Source organism: Nostoc sp. (genome assembly GCF_036917355.1).
GTDB lineage: Bacteria > Cyanobacteriota > Cyanobacteriia > Cyanobacteriales > Nostocaceae > Nostoc.
Genome location: NZ_JBALDP010000062.1, coordinates 1 through 17601, shown reverse-complemented (window position 1 = coordinate 17601; position 17601 = coordinate 1). Strand labels below are relative to the sequence as shown.

Genomic DNA, 17601 nt, shown 5'->3' with positions numbered 1-17601 from the left:
CCAGCAAGAGTTGCTCTGTCTCTTACTGGGTAATTTCTCAATGCTTGCTATAGTTAGCTTGCGTTAGGCAATGATAGTAATATTTGCACTACTAAGCGCCACTTGATTGGAGAACTGGGCAATTTGAAGAACTTGTGCAGTCTTACCAGTTCCATCCGCGTCAAAGAAAAGATTACCCGTAGTTTGATCGTACATAAAACGATCGCTTGCTGCGATCGCAATGGTACCAAGTCGAAACAGGCCCGGATCGAGCGTAGTATTTTGAGGTTGAACCAGTCCGAATTCAGCCTTGGAAATCAAGATAGTATCCTCTCCAAGAGTAAAATCAGCGATCGTATCATACCCTCCAGTACGGGTACCACTTAGATTGAAGCTATCTTGCCCAGTTCCACCAGTCAATACATCTCGACCAACTCCACCAGCGATTAAATCGTTACCTGCACTACCGAACAAGGTGTCATTACCTGAGTTAGCAAAGAGGCTATCATTGCCATCTCCTCCTGTTAATGTGTTAGCAGCATTATTTCCCATCAGGATGTTATTAAGGCTATTACCAGTACCATTGATTGCCCCGGTTCCAGTCAGAGTCAAATTCTCCAGGTTATTTCCCAACACCCAATTCACCGTAGAATTGACTAAATCTGTGCCTGCATCTAAGCCTTCAATAATCAAGTCGTTTACGTTGTCTACAGTGTAAATATCATTACCGACTCCACCATCAAGACTGTCAGTCCCTGCACCTCCATTTAAGGAGTCATCACCTACACCGCCTAACAAGGTGTCATTACCTGAGCTACCAAAGAGGCTATCGTTGCCATCTTCTCCACTCAAGATGTTAGCACCACTATTTCCCGTCAGGATGTTATTAAAGCTATTACCAGTACCATTGATTGCCCCACTTCCAGTCAGGGTCAAGTTCTCCAGGTTATCTGCCAACACCCAATTCACCGAAGACTTAATTAAATCAGTGCCTGAATTTAAGCCTTCAATAATCGAGTCGTTTACGTTGTCTACAGTGTAAATGTCATTGCCAGCTCCACCATTAAGACTATCAGATCCTAAACCTCCATCCAAGGTGTCATCACCTGCACCGCCTAACAAGGTGTCATTGCCGGAACCACCAATTAGGCTATCGTTGCCATCTTCTCCATTCAAGATGTTAGCACCAGTATTGCCAATTAAGATGTTATTAAGGCTGTTACCAGTACCATTGACTACCCCACTTCCAGTCAGGGTCAAGTTCTCCAGGTTATTTCCCAACACCCAACTCACCGAAGATTTAACTAAATCTGTGCCTGCATTTAAGCCTTCAATAATAATATCGTTCAGGTTGTCTACGATATAAATATCATTGCCGACTCCACCATTGAGACTATCAGATCCTAAACCGCCATCTAAGGTATCATTGCCTGCACCACCCAACAAGGTGTCATTGTCGGAATCACCAAAGAGGTTATCGTTGCCATTTTCTCCACTCAAAATGTTAACGCCAGTATTACCAATCAAGATGTTATTAAAGCTATTACCAGTACCATTGATTGCACCACTTCCAGTCAGGGTCAAGTTCTCCAGGTTATTTCCCAACACCCAACTTACCGAAGACTTAACTAAATCTGTGCCTGCATTTAAGGCTTCAATAATAATATCGTTCAGGTTGTCTACGATATAAATATCATTGCCTTTACCACCGATGAGACTGTCAACTCCTGCACCACCATCTAAGGAATCATTTCCATCGGCGCCATCAAGGGTGTCATTATCACCTAGTCCTTGGAGCGTGTCATTGCCCTGTAATCCTGAGATGACATCAATATTGACTGTACCATTCAGGTTGTCTGCACCTAAAGTACCATTAATCACATTGTATTGATTAATAGTCAAGTTGACGGTAGCAGTACTATTGCCTCCGTGCCCATCACTTATACCGTAAGTGAAGCTATCGAAGCCATAATAGTTTTGGGCAGGGGTATAAGTGTAGGTACCGTCGTTGTTGTTAACTAAGCTTCCTTGGCTAGGTTGGGTGAAGCCAGTAATACTCAAAACATCACTAACATCGACATCTTTATCATTGCTTAACAGAGTAGTAGCACTAATAATAACGGGTATGTTTCTTTTTGTGGTGATGCTATCGTTAACAGCAACAGGCGCATCATTCATCGCCGTAATATTAATATCGCGGCTAACGGCAGTACTATTAGCAGCCCCATCATTAACTATAAAGCTGATAGTACGAGGTGTAAGACTGGGGTTATCACTGTTGTTAGTATAAGTAATGGAACGTAGTGCGGTTTGATAGTTAGCAACAGTAGAACTGCCAGTTAAGGTTAAGACACCTGTGGTGCTGTTGTAGCTGCCCGTAATCCCATTTTGGTTAGTAAAGGCGAGGGTGTCTTGAGCAGAGACAAAACCACTGGTAATGCTGACGGTGGCACTAACGAGGTTGGGGGAGTCTAAGTCGCTAACGGTGATACCTGAGTCAATTACCGTAGTGGCGTTCTCGGTGTATGCCAAGGTAGAGTTGGTGGTAGTAGCAACAGGTTTATCATTTACTGCCGTAATATTAATATTGCGGGTAACGGCAGTACTATTAGCAGTCCCATCATTAACTATAAAGCTGACAGTACGAGGTGTAAGATTGGGGTTATCACTGTTGTTGGTATAAGTAATGGAACATAGTGCGGTTTGATAGTTAGCAACAGTGGCACTGCCAGTTAAGGTTAGAACGCCTGTGCTACTGTTGTAGCTGCCGATAATCCCATTTTGGTTGGTGAAGGCGAGAGTATCTTGAGCAGAGGCGAAACCACTAGTAATGCTGACGGTGGCACTAACGAGGTTGGGGGAGTCTAAGTCGCTAACGGTGATACCTGAGTCAATTACCGTAGTGGCGTTCTCGGTGTATGCCAAAGCAGAGTTGGTGGTAGTAGCAACAGGTGCATCATTCACCGCCGTAATATTAATATCGCGAGTAATGGCAGTACTATTAGCAGCCCCATCATTAACTATAAAGCTGATAGTACGAGGTGTAAGACTGGGGTTATCACTGTTGTTGGTATAAGTAATGGAACGTAGTGCGGTTTGATAGTTAGCAACAGTAGAACTGCCAGTTAAGGTTAAAACACCTGTGCTGCTATCGTAGCTGCCCGTAATCCCATTTTGATTGGTGAAGGTGAGGGTATCTTGAGCAGAGGCGAAACCACTAGTAATGCTGACGATGGCACTAGCTAGGTTGGGGGAGTCTTCATCGCTGACGGTGATGCTTGAATCGATGGCTATAGTGGTTTTTTCGGTGTATGCCAGTGCAGAGGCAGAAGCAGAAATTATCGGGGGAATGCCATTGTTAGTGTTTAGTTGGGCATATATCCCATTACCAGACCCGTCCTGACCATCGCTTTGCCAAGAAACGACAAAGTCACCCCCTGCATTCATCGCAACTATGGGGTTAGTTTGGTCGCTGGTGGTGTAGGTATTAACCTTAAATTCGCCCCCTTGAGCCACCCCAAGATTGTTGTAGCGTTGGGCATATATCCCATTACTAGAACCATCCTGACCAAAGCTTTGCCAGGAAATGACAAAGCTCCCATCTGCATCCATCGCGACTGTGGGATTAGCTTGGTCGCTGGTGGTGTAGGTATTAACCTTAAATTCGCCCCCTTGAGCCACCCCAAGATTGTTGTAGCGTTGGGCATATATCCCATTAATAGAACCATCCTGACCATCGCTTTGCCAAGAAATGACAAAGTTCCCATCTGCATCCATCGCGACTGTGGGGTTAGCTTGGTTGTTGGTGGTGTAGGTATTAACCTTAAATTCGCCCCCTTGAGCCACCCCAAGATTGTTGTAGCGTTGGGCATATATCCCATTACTAGACCCGTCCTGACCAAAGCTTTGCCAGGAAATGACAAAGTCCCCATCTGCACCCATTGCGACTGTAGAGTTATATTGATCGCTAGTGGTATAGGTATTAACCTTAAATTCATTCCCTTGAGCTACCCCAAGATTGTTGTAGCGTTGAGCATATATCTCATAGCTAAACCCTTCCTCTAAACTAATCCAAGAGATAACAAAGTCCCCACTTGAATCCATTGCTACTGCTATGGGATTAGCTTGGTCGCTGGTGGTGTAGGTATTAACCTTAAATTCGCCCCCTTGAGCCACCCCAAGATTGTTGTAGCGTCGGGCATATATATCAGTCCCGTCTTGACCATCACTTTGCCAGGAAATAACAAAGTCACCATCTGTATCTATTGCTATTACGGGATTATATTGATTGCCAGTAGTGCCAGTATTAACTTGAAATTCATACCCTTGAGGTATCCCGTCAGTGTTATAGCGTTGAGCATATATCTTAGTTCCGTCTTGACCATCACTTTGCCAGGAAATAACAAAGTCACCATCTGCATCTATAGCTACTGTGGAGTTAGATTGATTGCCAATGGCGGTGGTATTAACTTGGAATTCAGTCATGAAAAAACCTCTGAAAAAACTAAAGATTTGATTTCAACAATTACGGTCTTATTAGATAGATTCCTTAGTCATTAGGAATCACTGCACTCGGTCGCAGCCAATAGTTAAACTCTGGTGCAGTAAATGCTTGGCGGATTTCTTTTCGTTCCTGATTCAAAACCATCGGACGCTGTACACCAGCAAGAAACTGTACATCATAAAGTTCTTGACAGCCTGTGGTGAACTTCAGCATTCCCACCTGTTGCCCATTTCGCAAATCCACGACTGCCACCCCACAGAGCAACTTCTCAAATCGTTGGGTTATGGGCAACCCTCCGAAAATATGCAGTTCCCGAATCTGGCATAGTCCGACTAGGGCGTAATATCCTACGCAGCACAACCCCCGCAGAAATCCAGGTAGTACACAAACTACTTGTTGGTCTCCTGATTCTGGATGAATGCGCCATATTTCCCCTGCACCAGAGTTGAGTAACCACAAAAACCCGTCATGCCAAATTGGGGAATGGGGCATTGATAATCCATTTACAATAATTTCATTGCTCTCTACTTCCACTACGACTCCACCGTTGGCTTTGCCCAGCCTCCATCCTCCAACACTATCTGTCGCACCGAGGGCAGTCACATACTTGGGTTTACCATCCACCATCGCTAATCCATTCAGGTGACATCGGTCTTCTGGCACTACTTTAGAAATAAATTTGGGATGCCAGCGCGGTACAAAGCTAAAGTCTGGACTCAAAGCAGAAAGACACGAAAAGCGGGTGTTGACGATCCACAGCCCTTCTCTGCCAAATTCCAGGTCGTGAATATTAAGGTCTCCTGTATAATATGTCGCCCGTGGCAAGTAGAGGGCATCGTAGCGTCCGGGCTGGTCTTCTAAAAACTCATAAGCTAGTGTGGGGGCATTGGCTAATAAACAGACTTCGTGATGGGTAGCCAGTGCCAGTCGTGAACCATTCACTGCCAATCCCATTGGTTTGGAAAATTGGCGTAACAGCATGGTTATCTGTTCCCCATTCCAGCCTACTAGTGCCAGTTTTCCAGCTTGGTAGGTGGTGATGGCAATTGAACCTCCAGCTTGACTTAGCCAGGAAATAAATCCCTGATCGGCATCACATTGAATTAAGTTATTCTCTTCTGGCGCACTAGTGGGAAAAGTGGACAACATAAATCAGTTGAATTAAATTTCAAATTTTGTTGAGGAACTTTAGACTTAGTTAAATACAAAATATATTCAGCGGCTCTAGCCCTTAAAATTGAGCGGTAAATCACGAACTACGAACCCCGAAAATTACTGGCACAAACCACTAGTACAGCATGGCGTAAATCCAGCTATCACCTCAATTAAGCAGACAAGTTGCTCAGAGCAACTGGTTAAAGGTGAACAAATTTATGCCAAAGTGTACTAGTAGTCTGCCAACCCAAAATTGTTAGGTGAGGGCTGGGAAAAGGGGAAAGGTTAAAGGAGTAAACATCTTTTCCCTTTCCCCTTTGCCCTTTACCCCGCCAAGTTTCCTTGGCGAACTACTAGTGATTGATGTCTGTCATATCATTAGTTTTGATGAGTTGTGAAAGTTTGTAGTCAGGGCTAAAACCCTTGACATTGACTGATAAATCGCTCGCTACGAACCTCTCAGAATTAATGACACGGACTACTAGGCGTGCCATCAGTGTAAATAAACAAGCCTGACCAGAAACAGCACTTAAAGGAATCGCCCCCAGATAATAGGTCGTGCCACCATAAAGCTATACTGGATATAACTTTGCAGATATTTTGAACTTAGTTTTTTATAATGTCCTAGCGGTAAATCTTGTTTGGTAATCTACTGTTATAATAAAGACTATTTTATTTAAAAATAAACTGTATATATACTGAATGTAAAAATTAGTTAAAACTTTAATAATTTGAAACCTCGATCGTCAAGTTTTGTTAATATAGCGGCAAATTGCGTTGTTCAGCTTGAGAAAATGCGTAGGTGTAGCTTGTTATATACATCGCCATCGTTGTATTAAATATTTAGCCTAAACACGTATAATTATGCGATCCTTCACTCGAAATCAGTAGAGGTAAAAGTAGCAAGCCTGACACGGGGTGAATTGCAATGGCTGAAATTCCTGCTAAAAACCGATTATAAAAATAAAATTACTATTTGACCCACAATTACCTAAAAAAGCTTTTTTGGTGTGCCATTTAAAATGTACGACGAAAGTAGGATAAAACAACAAGAGTATGGTGTGACAGTATGGTTCACTGGTCTGAGTGGTGCAGGTAAAACTACTATCTGTCAATTTGTGGAGAAGGAACTGCGGATACAGGGATACAGAGTTGAAGTTCTGGACGGTGATGTGGTACGTCAAAACCTATGCAAAGGATTGGGTTTCAGTAAAGAGGATCGAGAGGAGAATATTCGGCGCATTGGCTTTGTAGCTCACCTTCTTGCTAGAAATAGTGTAATTGTATTGGTTTCGGCAATTTCACCGTACCGCGAAATTCGGGAAGAAGTGCGCCAAATTACTCCATTTTTCATTGAAGTTTACGTCAACGCATCATTAGAAGTTTGTGAACAACGAGACGTAAAAGGGTTATATAAAAAAGCAAGAGCAGGGAAAATTAAGCACTTCACTGGTATTGATGATCCTTATGAAATACCACTCTGCCCTGAAGTCGAATGCAAAACTAACCAGGAAAGCGTTGCTCAAAGTGCAACTAAGGTCTTAGAAAAGCTAGAAGAGTTGGGTTATATAGTTGCTAGAATGAATGATTTATGAGTTAAATAAAGTTTTTAACTCATAACTTTTACTAAGATGCCAATAATTGCCGAATTAATCTGGCCACAGCTTTCTGCGTGAAGCGGTTGGCAATTTGTTGACCTAAACGTTGCACATCTGAATTTACCAATAACTGAGCAATTTGGGATGTAATTTGCACTGGGTCAAAGCCTCTTGTTTCTTGGAGAATACCTAATATACGTTTGATATGCTCTAAGGTTTGTTGTTGTTCAACCGTGGCCGCTGGAGTTTTATTCACTGCTGTCAATCCTACGCGTTCTCGCAACAAGGAGGTAAAGTTATGCAAAACATTTTTACCTAAAGCATCAAGTCCGTTAACAGATTCATCTACTAGTTTGTCACGAATAAAAGCACCGCGTTCAGATGACAGAAATTCTATCCCCTGATTTAGCACTAAATTAAAGTCGTAGTCTTGACTATTACGCGCATTTTTTAACAAGTTTTCTAAGCGGTTCCAACGAAATCTGCCATCTTTAAATAGCAAATCTTGCAATGATGCTCTTAATTGCGGTGCTGGATCTGTTAACAGGCGTTTAGAAACGTAGGGATAAGCTTCGCTGAGAACTTTAAAGTTTGGATCTATATATATTGCAATACCTTCAAGCGTCACAAGGGAGCGAATAATTAAGGCGTAGTAAGGCGGTACGCGGAAAGGATACTCATACATCAAAGCTGATAGTTCATCGGTGATGCTTTTAATGTTGAGTTCGGCAACGCTGGCTCCTTGGGCATCAGCAAAAACTCTCGCAAAAGCTGGGATAATTGGTGTTAAATCAGTTTCTGGTGATAAGAAATCTAACTTCACGTAGTCTTTTGCTAATCCTTCAAAGTCGCGGTTGACAACGTGGACGATCGCTTCGATCAAACCATAACGCTGTGGTGGTTTAATCTCGCTCATCATTCCAAAGTCGAGATAAGCTAATTTGCCATCGGTTGTCGCTAACAAATTTCCAGGGTGCGGATCTGCATGGAAAAATCCATGTTCTAGCAGTTGGCGCAGGGAACACTGCACACCCACTTCAATGAGATAACGAGCATCTATCCCTTGAGCGCTAATTTCTTCTGTCTGGGTTAATTTAGTGCCGTTAATCCACTCCATCGTTAAGACGCGACGATTGGTGTATTCCCAGTAAATTTTCGGTACGTATACGTCTTTTATATGACCATATAACTCGAAAAATCGTTCGGCATTTTCACCTTCGTGGATGTAGTCCATCTCTTCAAAGATGCGATCGCCTAATTCATCGAGAATCCCAACTAAGTCACTTCTTACCCGTTTAACCTTTTTCTGCACCCAAGCGGCAAGGTTACGCAAGATATACAAGTCAATGGTGATTCCCTCTCTTAAGTCGGGGCGTTGAACTTTAACAGCGACTTCTTCACCAGTTTTTAGCTTACCTTTATACACTTGCCCCAATGAAGCCGCAGCAATTGGCTGGGCCGAGAGTTCGGCATAAACCTCTTCTGGAGGTGCGCCTAATTCTTCTTTGATAAACTGGTATGCAATTTCGTTGGGAAAAGGCGGTAATTGGTCTTGTAGTTTAGTTAATTCTTCTAGGTATACGGGAGGAACTAGATCCGGTCTGGTGGACAAAGCTTGTCCAATTTTGATGTAAGCTGGGCCTAATTGGGTCAGCAATACTCGTAGCTGAGTGGCTCGGCGGCGGTCATTTTTGACGACAATTCCCCGTTTACTATCCGACCACAATCCAAATACAAAGGATAGAGTTGGCCCCAACACGGCAAAAATCCGCCGTAAAACTTGTACTTTTCGATTTTGGTAATGCGCCGCTATGCCCACGGGATCGTAAAGGGTCTCAGGCTGGGCTGCTGTTCTCACCTTTTGGGCTGCTAAGAGTTTTGGCGAGCGTACAACTAACGTTGATGTACCATCTTCTGGCACTACATCAATAACATCCAGTTCGTCGCCTCGGCGATTTGTGCCGTTGCGACTGTCCTCCTGAATCGGTTGGGAACTAGGGGGAAGTGTCTTAACAATCATGAAGAAGGCCACCAGTCAGAACGATCACATTAAGTATTGTAACAATATGTTTAGAGATTGGGTATTGGGAATGAGGCATCGGGCATTGGTTATTTCTTCCTCATCTTCTCCTGCTCCCCAGTACTAATAGGTCTGCTACACTTAAACGGGCATACTAGTTCAATAGTAGTAGGTATTGCTAGTTGCTGAAAGATCATACTTATTGTCTTGTAAGTTAGAAGTATCTGGCATCTGCCCTCATGGAGAATTTGGCTTGATGTTGCTTTGCCTGCGAATTGAAAACTTTGCCCTCATTGACCAACTGGAATTAGAATTTGGCGCGGGACTAAATGTGTTAACAGGTGAAACCGGCGCTGGAAAATCGATTATCTTGGATGCCATTGATGCCGCTTTGGGCGGTAAAGTCTCTAGTAGAGTCATTCGCACGGGGACAAGTCGGGCGATGGTAGAAGCTACTTTCACCTCAAATGCTCCCCTAGCGGCTTGGTTGACTGAACAAGAAATAGATTTACTTGATGAAAATTCTGTAGTCATTAGCCGAGAAATCACAGCCACTGCGAGTAATGTCCGTAGTCGATCGCGGGTGAATGGTGTGTTGGTAAATCGGCAAATCATGGGCGGAATGCGCGATCGCTTGGTGGAAATTACCGCCCAAGGTCAAACGGTGCAAGTGGGACAATCTGCCCAAGTCCGGGACTGGTTAGATTTGTATGGCGGCGACTCCTTGATGCAGCAGCGTCATAAAGTCGCCACGAGCTTTAGTAATTACCAACAAGCGCATTTAGCACTAGAAAAACGCCGAACATCAGAACGGGAACGGTTGCAACAACTCGACTTGCTCACTTATCAAGTGCAAGAATTGGGAGTAGCCAATCTCAGCGAACATAATGAATTGGAACAGTTGGGACAAGAACGGGAACGCCTGAATCATGTCGTCGATTTGCAACAAATGAGTTATAAAGTTTATCAGGCTTTGTATCAAAACGATCATGAAACTCCCGCCGCAGGTGATTTATTGGGAGACAGTGAGGCGATATTAAATGACATGGTGGAATATGATACCCAACTACAACCCCTATTAGAATTGGTGCGGGACGCGCAAGCTGCGGTAATGGAAGTGGGAAGGCAGATTAATGCTTATGGAGATGGCTTGGAAGCCGATCCGCAGCGCTTGGAAGAGGTGGAAGAACGAATTCGGGAGTTGAAGCAAATTTGCCGCAAGTATGGCCCGACACTTACAGAAGCGATCGCTTATTACCAACGTATCCAAGCAGAATTAGCCCAACTTAACGACAGCGAACAATCTATCGAAAAGTTAGAACAGCAAGAAAAGGTGTGTTTTGAGAAACTTACCCAAGCAAGTAATCAGTTAACTCAATTGCGGAGTAAGGCGGCGGCTAATTTAGAATCACGTTTGATAGCTGAACTCAAGCCCCTAGCGATGGAAAAGGTGAAATTTCTGGTTGAAATATTACCAGCTTTCCCAACTGCAATGGGAGCAGATAAAATTACATTTATGTTTAGTTCCAACCCTGGAGAACCACTGCAACCTTTAACAGAAGTTGCCTCTGGTGGTGAAATGAGCCGTTTTTTACTGGCGCTGAAAGCTTGTTTTTCTCAGGTTGATGTAGTTGGGACAATGGTATTTGATGAAATTGATGTTGGAGTTTCGGGAAGAGTTGCCCAAGCAATCGCGGAAAAATTATACCAGCTAAGTCAACGCAACCAGGTGTTATGTGTTACCCATCAACCTTTAGTTGCGGCAATGGCCGATCGGCATTTTCGGGTAGATAAGCAAACTATCAATCAAGGTAAAGGTAAAAAAGCCAACAATGATAATGACGAACAGCGTACCGTTGTTAGAGTTACTACCTTGGATAATTTAAACACCCGTCGGGAAGAACTAGCGCAGTTGGCTGGTGGTAAATCTGCAACTGATGCGATCGCTTTTGCAGAGTCTCTATTATTACAAGCTGCTAACCACCGTCGCGCGAAGCATACTTGACCAAATAATTACGAATTACGTTATTAGCGTAGCGGGGCGTTCGCTTTTAGCGTCTCGCAGAGAAGCCCATTACGAATTACAAATTATAAATTTAGGTAGCCAATTCTGAAAGGCGTAAACCAGCAATATTCTCACAGGAAAAAGTCTCTTTACCCATACATCGTCTACAGATTAGCTCTATGATTTGCCCTGCCCAGTTGCGGAAAAACCATTGGCACAAGGAATCATCTTCTTGAGGAGTTAGAGACAGAGGAATAAAACCTTTCTTCTGCCATACTTCTGCTGCTGTATAGATATCATCAACAAGAATGGCAACGTGATGGACACTATTAAAACCTTGCTCCTGGAATAAGCTAGCAATCTGTTCATCTGGGGCGTTAGGCGCAAGTAGTACCAAAATCATGCCTGACGGCATTAAGGCTGAGAGAAAGTACATGCTAGCATCTTCAGGCAATAGGTTTTGCTCAGGACAAAAATCATCAGGCCATTTTCCTGGGCCTTCAGTAATTTTGGCATCATAGTTAATCAGAGCTTTAGCATAGTCTGTAAGAGCTTCTGAATCAGGAAACAACAGTACATAGTGATCTACGATAACTCGTTCACCAAATAGATGTATGCAAAAAGATGAGTTTAGAAATTCTGGAGTTTTGCACCCATCTTTATACAATAGCAATCCATCATTTTCGACAAAAGGCGACTCCTTATTCATTGAAGTTTCGGCTAAGTTAAAACATTTTCTTGGATCTAATGGAAGGTTATTGTTCATAATGCTTACCTATAAAAACAATCTATAGTATTTATTCAAAATTGAGGCTTAGAAACAGGGTTTATATGTACTATTATACTCAAATGCTTTGAGCTAATCTCAAACACCCGCAAGGCAATTATAGTAACTAAGAATACTAACTGTCTCTAAACTTGCGTCGAATAATTCTTAACTTATCTCTTCCTTTTATTCCCGATGAAAGGTACTACGTAGCTTGTCTCTTTGTATTCTTCTGAGCGAGACGCTGTACTTAGTAGGCAAGGAACAGCTTTGTTGCCCTCCCACTCTAGGTAATTTTTCAAGTATACGAGCAATCTGTTCTTTGAAATTTTCAAATTGTCAAGTCCGATCTATACAAATTTAAATGAGTTTACCCTGCAAATTTCAATAGAAAAAGTATCTAAAAATTTGACATAGGCATCTAAAGATTTTTCATTGTATAGATCGGTGAGTTTTTATATATTTTTTAGGTAAATAGCATTAATACCAAGTATTTTTTAGAGTTAAAAAAATTCATAAAAACACTCTGTAATTTAGTCCGAAAAACTCAAGATTAGCAATTCAAAAAAACAATAAAAAAGCTACAAATGAAGCTTAGTTGTGCTTTTTGATATTTATTAATGAAGCAAAATTTATATCCTAATAGGAGAATTAACTCTAATGGCATCTGATTCAAATTCTGTTTTTGGTAATAGCGTTAATAGTGGTAGTCAGGCTAGCAACCCCAGCGATCCTTTCGCACCTGGAGGCGCTTTTGGCATCCCAACAGCTGACAGCTTCGATTTTGATAAGTATGGAATTCCCAAAGAAGGCAGTTTCGATCCTACTAAGTATGGCATCCCAACGGCTGACAGCTTCGATTTTGATAAGTATGGAATTCCCAAAGAAGGCAGTTTCGATCCTGCTAAGTATGGCATCCCAACGGCTGAAAGCTTTGATCCTGCTAAGTATGGAATTCCTAAAGAAGGCAGCTTTAGTTTAGGTAGCTCTGGCATCCCAACGGCTGATAGCTTCGACCCTTCTAAGTATGGTATTCCAACTGCTGATAGCTTCAATCCTTCTCAGTATGGTATTCCAACCGGAGGCAATATACCAAATATTGGTGGTAGCCCAACTGCTTAGTGTGACAATTGTATAACTTGAAGGGCAAATTCAAGTTATATATAATTCCAAAAGTCTGAGTTTATCTATCTTTTAATTACGTGATGTGCAACTTCTACTAAACAAAATCCCATCCTAGCAAGAGATAACAATTATAATTTTGTAGCTCTTACATAGGGTGGGGTTTTTATTACCTATGGAAGACTTAGTAGTGGATATAACTCCATCATCTAATACTGCCATTTTAAATTTATTTATACTCTTGCAAAGCTCCTAACTTACGAATTCCTGGCCAAATCATTGCTGTAGCAATCACTACTACAATTGTGCCAATTCCACCACCTACAACAGAAATCACCGGGCCAAATAAAGCAGCAGTCAAGCCGGACTCAAAGCCGCCTAATTCATTCGAGGCACTGATAAACACGCTATTAATAGCAGCAACCCGACCACGCAAATGATCTGGTGTTCTGATTTGAACTAATGTATGGCGAATTACAACGCTAATACTATCTAATGCGCCACCAAGGATCAGCATCAACATCGACAGCCAAAAGGAACGAGAAAGTCCAAAGATAATTGTTACAACCCCAAAGCCAACCACTGACCATAATAAGGCTGGGCCTGCTTTGCGTAACGGTGGTAAATACGCCAGCGTGATAGCCATACTCAAAGCACCGATGGAGTGGGCTGCTTGTAGATATCCCAATTCTACTGGCCCCACATGTAAAATATCTTTGGCAAAAATCGGCAGAAGCGCGATCGCACCACCCAACAATACAGCAAACATATCTAATGTAATCGCAGCTAAAATCAATTGATTCTGCCAAACAAATTTAGCACCGGCTGCAAGTGCTTTGAGTGAGATTGGCTCAGTTGAGCGAATAACTTTTTGCTGTTTGATTGCCAGCGTTAAAATAAAACACAGTAACGCAGCGATCGCTGCGAACACATACACTCCTGTAGCACTTCCTAACAGCGCAATCCCAAATCCTCCGAAGGCTGGGCCAATAACAGCAGCTAACTGAAAGCTACTACTATTCCATGTGGCTGCATTGGTAAAGGCGCTGACAGGTATCAACTGCCACATCAGAGCATCACTGGCAGGTTTGAGGAATGCCCTCGCTACACCTGTTAATACTAAGCAGGCGTAAATTAAGAAAATTGCGCCTTGAGTATAGGAAAGTACTGCTAAAGCTAGGGAGCAGAGAGCTAGCAGCATTACCGAGAGTAACATGGTTACTTTGCGATCGCGGCGATCGGCAACATCTCCGGCAATTAAGGTAAGAATAATCATCGGTAGGACTTGCGCCAGTCCTACACCACCTAAAGCGATCGCTGAGTTAGTCCGCTCATAGAGTTCCCAGCCAATCGCTACAGTTTGCATTTGCGACCCCACGAACAGCACCAGCCGTCCGATGGTAAATAGCCGATAGTCTCGAAACTTAAAGGCTGCAAAGGGATCGTGTTGTGCAACCTCAAAGTTATGGGGCTTTGAGTTCTGTTTTCTCGAAGACATTTTTTAGTAGAGTTAAGCCTTCTTCAATGTTGGAAATTTGGTCTTCTGAAAGACCTTTCAGCAAGTCGGTAATATGAGCGCGAGTTTGATCTTGGGATTGCTTGAGATGGTGTTTTCCATCTTCAGTTAAATTGAGCAGCACCCGCCGCCGCTCTTGAGGATGAGCAATCCGTTTCACGAAGTCGCGTTGTACCAAGCGTTCTATGGTTGCTGATGCCGTGGCAGAGGTAACACCTAAATGCTCTGCTAGATCAGATAATGAAGCACCTGGATTACGGTTGATAAATGCTAGCGATCGCAACTGAGGTATAGATAAAAAAGCGGCACTATGGGCACGCATATCCGCTCGGATAAACCGCATCACTAATGGAACTGTTTCCATTACTCTAGCGGCACATTCTTCGGAAGTTGCACCTTGATTAGGTTTATCCAAGGTCATGGGCTTGTTGTTCTCCTAGTTACATGGCCACCCGTGGATAAAGTTTTCCACCAAGAATGGCCAAAATTATTAATGTGAATAAGAGAATTGTACAATCCAGACCAAAGCCATAGATGCTAGTGCCATTCAGCAGCATGGTGCTACGTAACCCGTCAACCAGATAAGTCAACGGATTTAAATGGGAAATGAACTTTAACCAACTGGGCATCAACGAGATCGGATAGATGGCATTGCTAGCAAAAAATAACGGCATAGTTAACAATTGTCCAATACCCGTCATCCTTTCTCGGCTTTTCACCAAACAGCCAATAATTAATGAAAAAATACAAAATGTTCCTGCCCCCATTATGACTAGCAGCAGTACTTGGAGAATAGCTAGGGGATTGAGATTTAGTTTGACACCTAATAAAAATGACAATCCGTAAATGAATATTACCTGAGATAAGCACCTTACCCCACATGCTAAACCTTTGCCCAACACCATCGCTACACGAGGTGTAGGACTAGCTAAAAATTTATGGACAATCCCTAAATCTCGCTCCCAGATTAGCGTCATTCCACCACTGAAAATTGCCACAAACAGAATACTCTGAGCCAAAATGCCAGCTGAAATGAAGTCCAAATAGGGTAAGTCGCCTGTTGGAATCGCGCGAGTCCGGGAGAAAACTTGCCCAAATATTAGGAGCCATAATGCTGGTTGCACAGCCCGAACTACTAAATCAGTGGGATCGTGGCGGAGTTTACGTATTTCTAATTCTGCGATCGCCAGGGTTTTTATAACTAGCTCTTTAATTGCAGAGATCAAATCGACTCGGACAGTGGGTGGTGATTTAACCCAACCGTTGAGCAGTACGTCTGGTTCTTGCTGTGTCACGGTAGTTGACTCCTGATGTTAACTGGTCGCCTGTATAGTGAATAAAGACATCATCCAAAGTTGCATTTGGGTTATTTAAAGAAGCTTTTAAGTCCCTTGGTGAACCTGTGGTAACGACTTCACCTTGCTGCATAATCGCCACTCGGTTACATAAGCTGTCTGCTTCTTCTAAAAAGTGGGTTGTTAAAAATATAGTTGTGCCGTAATCAGCACAGAGTTGTAGTACAAGCTGCCATACTTGAGTTCGAGCGATGGGATCTAGTCCGACAGTCGGCTCATCAAGAAACAGAATTTGGGGTTGATGTAGAACTGATATGCCAATTTCCAGCTTGCGGATCATCCCACCAGAGTAGTTTCGTACCAAGCGTTTCGCCGCATCTTGCAAACCCATGTATTCTAGAATTTCATAGATGCGGCGATCGCGTCCTTTGGCAGGTATTCCATACAGCTTGGCGAAGATTAAGAGATTTTCGTAACCCGTAAGACTACCATCAGCAGACAGCGCCTGGGGTACATAGCCGATAGCCCGCCTCACAGGATTAGATTGACGAGTCACATCATAGCCAGCTAAGGTTGCTTTCCCTGCACTGATAGGCAGTAAGGTTGTCAACATCTTAAGAACTGTACTTTTTCCTGCGCCATTAGGGCCAAGCAGTCCAAATACTTCGCCTTGTTCCACAGATATGCTCAGGTTATTAACAGCCGTGAACTTCCCAAAACGGCGTGTGAGTCCCTGAGTTTCCAAAATCAAAGGTTTTGGTTCGCTAGCAGGTTGCGATCGATTTATTTTGCCCGTCAGTATTGTCACAAGTTTGATGCACTTCTATTAATTAGTAAATCTAACTATTAGCTTCTCAATAGATTTACCAGAAGTCAATAGACTTCTGGCAGAAATTTGAATCAGAGTAAAAGGAAACTCAGTATTTAAGCCATCAGCAGGGTAAGCGTAGCCTTTTTGATCTACTGCTACGGCTAAAATCATTTTCCCTTTGCCAGTAAGTACCTTGGCAGCAGCTTGTGCTAATCCGTCGAAACCATACTCCAATGCGGATTGTTTTGTTCGCTTGTTCTGAATTCATAGCCAATTTGTGGAGTTGAGTTGACAGCTTTTAGTATTTAGTGTCTTTCTTGATAGCTATAAAGTTTAATTACGCCGTATTTTTCTGGGTTCTGAGGCTGATAGATGCCTTTTTTATCAAAAAGTGGTTACGCACTTGTTCTAGTAGTACTTTTAAGGTTATCTTGGGATATTCGTGTTGATTGGGATTGTCAGTGTAATAATTACGCTCAACCATGACTAATTACATAGAAGCTACGTGTTCACTATTAAATACATAAAGAAAAATTAAGAAGAGAAAGTCGTGCAGAACTGCTCATATTGTAATGTTCCAATTAATGAGGCGTATAACTTCTGTGTTAGTTGTGAGCAGCAAGTAAAGTGCCTAAATCAAGAATGTGGTGCTTATCTACTTAAGGGTAAAAGTAAGTGCCTCAGTTGTGGAACTCTCATGAATATACCTCAACCTAGTTCTGCTTCTATGAATAATTTTTGGTAGTAGTGCATAGTAATGATTTAGCTTCGTAGATTGGCATTGTAGTGATGGACAAAATACCAAATTGCACCAATATGGTTATCCAGCA

At 42.7% G+C, this 17601-nt stretch carries 13 protein-coding genes; 3 read left to right on the top strand and 10 right to left on the bottom strand.

Annotated elements, in window-relative coordinates; translation table 11 throughout:
- Positions 1 to 63 precede the first annotated feature (63 nt).
- The 3 genes from V7K53_RS18660 to V7K53_RS18650 all read right to left on the bottom strand — a co-directional run bounded on the left by V7K53_RS18660 (position 64) and on the right by V7K53_RS18650 (position 6132).
- Positions 64 to 4464 carry a beta strand repeat-containing protein gene (locus V7K53_RS18660; RefSeq protein WP_335198955.1) on the bottom strand — a complete coding sequence of 1467 codons (4401 nt, stop codon included), beginning with the start codon at positions 4462 to 4464 and terminating at the stop codon, positions 64 to 66.
- Between the two features lie 64 nt (positions 4465 to 4528).
- Complete coding sequence (locus tag V7K53_RS18655) at positions 4529 to 5632, bottom strand: TIGR03032 family protein (RefSeq protein ID WP_335198954.1); 1104 nt, start codon at positions 5630 to 5632, stop codon at positions 4529 to 4531.
- A gap of 359 nt (positions 5633 to 5991) precedes the next feature.
- Entirely contained in the window at positions 5992 to 6132 is a 141-nt protein-coding gene (locus tag V7K53_RS18650; RefSeq protein WP_335198953.1) for a hypothetical protein, read from the bottom strand.
- 528 nt (positions 6133 to 6660) lie between these two features.
- Between V7K53_RS18650 and cysC the strand changes: the two genes are divergently transcribed.
- Complete coding sequence (gene cysC / locus V7K53_RS18645; protein WP_335199164.1) at positions 6661 to 7233, top strand: adenylyl-sulfate kinase; 573 nt, start codon at positions 6661 to 6663, stop codon at positions 7231 to 7233.
- Between the two features lie 31 nt (positions 7234 to 7264).
- Here the strand turns inward: cysC and V7K53_RS18640 are convergent, their stop codons facing one another.
- Positions 7265 to 9256: an ABC1 kinase family protein gene (locus tag V7K53_RS18640; RefSeq protein ID WP_335198952.1), complete on the bottom strand. Its 1992-nt coding sequence runs from the start codon at positions 9254 to 9256 to the stop codon at positions 7265 to 7267.
- 256 nt (positions 9257 to 9512) lie between these two features.
- Between V7K53_RS18640 and recN the strand changes: the two genes are divergently transcribed.
- Positions 9513 to 11261, top strand: coding sequence for a DNA repair protein RecN (recN, locus tag V7K53_RS18635; RefSeq protein WP_335198951.1), 1749 nt, complete (start codon positions 9513 to 9515; stop codon positions 11259 to 11261).
- A gap of 91 nt (positions 11262 to 11352) precedes the next feature.
- Here the strand turns inward: recN and V7K53_RS18630 are convergent, their stop codons facing one another.
- The gene (locus V7K53_RS18630) at positions 11353 to 12027 is read right to left on the bottom strand and encodes a VOC family protein (RefSeq protein ID WP_335198950.1); all 675 of its coding nucleotides are present in this window, start codon (positions 12025 to 12027) and stop codon (positions 11353 to 11355) included.
- A gap of 660 nt (positions 12028 to 12687) precedes the next feature.
- On the opposite strand from V7K53_RS18630, the gene V7K53_RS18625 reads away from it, so the two are divergent.
- Entirely contained in the window at positions 12688 to 13149 is a 462-nt protein-coding gene (locus tag V7K53_RS18625) for a hypothetical protein (RefSeq protein ID WP_335198949.1), read from the top strand.
- 229 nt (positions 13150 to 13378) lie between these two features.
- On the opposite strand, the gene V7K53_RS18620 is transcribed toward V7K53_RS18625, so the two are convergent.
- Genes V7K53_RS18620 through V7K53_RS34075 form a run of 5 tightly spaced genes read right to left on the bottom strand, consistent with a single transcriptional unit; the run spans position 13379 to position 17005 of the window.
- Positions 13379 to 14647 (bottom strand): MFS transporter, encoded by a 1269-nt coding sequence (locus V7K53_RS18620; RefSeq protein ID WP_335198948.1) that lies wholly within the window; start codon positions 14645 to 14647, stop codon positions 13379 to 13381.
- Positions 14613 to 15086 (bottom strand): MarR family winged helix-turn-helix transcriptional regulator, encoded by a 474-nt coding sequence (locus tag V7K53_RS18615; RefSeq protein WP_012410989.1) that lies wholly within the window; start codon positions 15084 to 15086, stop codon positions 14613 to 14615. Before V7K53_RS18615 ends, V7K53_RS18620 begins: the two co-directional genes overlap by 35 nt.
- Before the next feature lie 19 nt (positions 15087 to 15105).
- Positions 15106 to 15960, bottom strand: coding sequence for an ABC transporter permease (locus tag V7K53_RS18610; protein WP_335198947.1), 855 nt, complete (start codon positions 15958 to 15960; stop codon positions 15106 to 15108).
- The gene (locus V7K53_RS18605; RefSeq protein ID WP_335198946.1) at positions 15917 to 16768 is read right to left on the bottom strand and encodes an ABC transporter ATP-binding protein; all 852 of its coding nucleotides are present in this window, start codon (positions 16766 to 16768) and stop codon (positions 15917 to 15919) included. The genes V7K53_RS18610 and V7K53_RS18605 overlap by 44 nt, the downstream gene beginning before the upstream one ends.
- Before the next feature lie 18 nt (positions 16769 to 16786).
- Complete coding sequence (locus V7K53_RS34075; RefSeq protein ID WP_442940498.1) at positions 16787 to 17005, bottom strand: hypothetical protein; 219 nt, start codon at positions 17003 to 17005, stop codon at positions 16787 to 16789.
- Between the last annotated feature and the right edge of the window lie 596 nt (positions 17006 to 17601).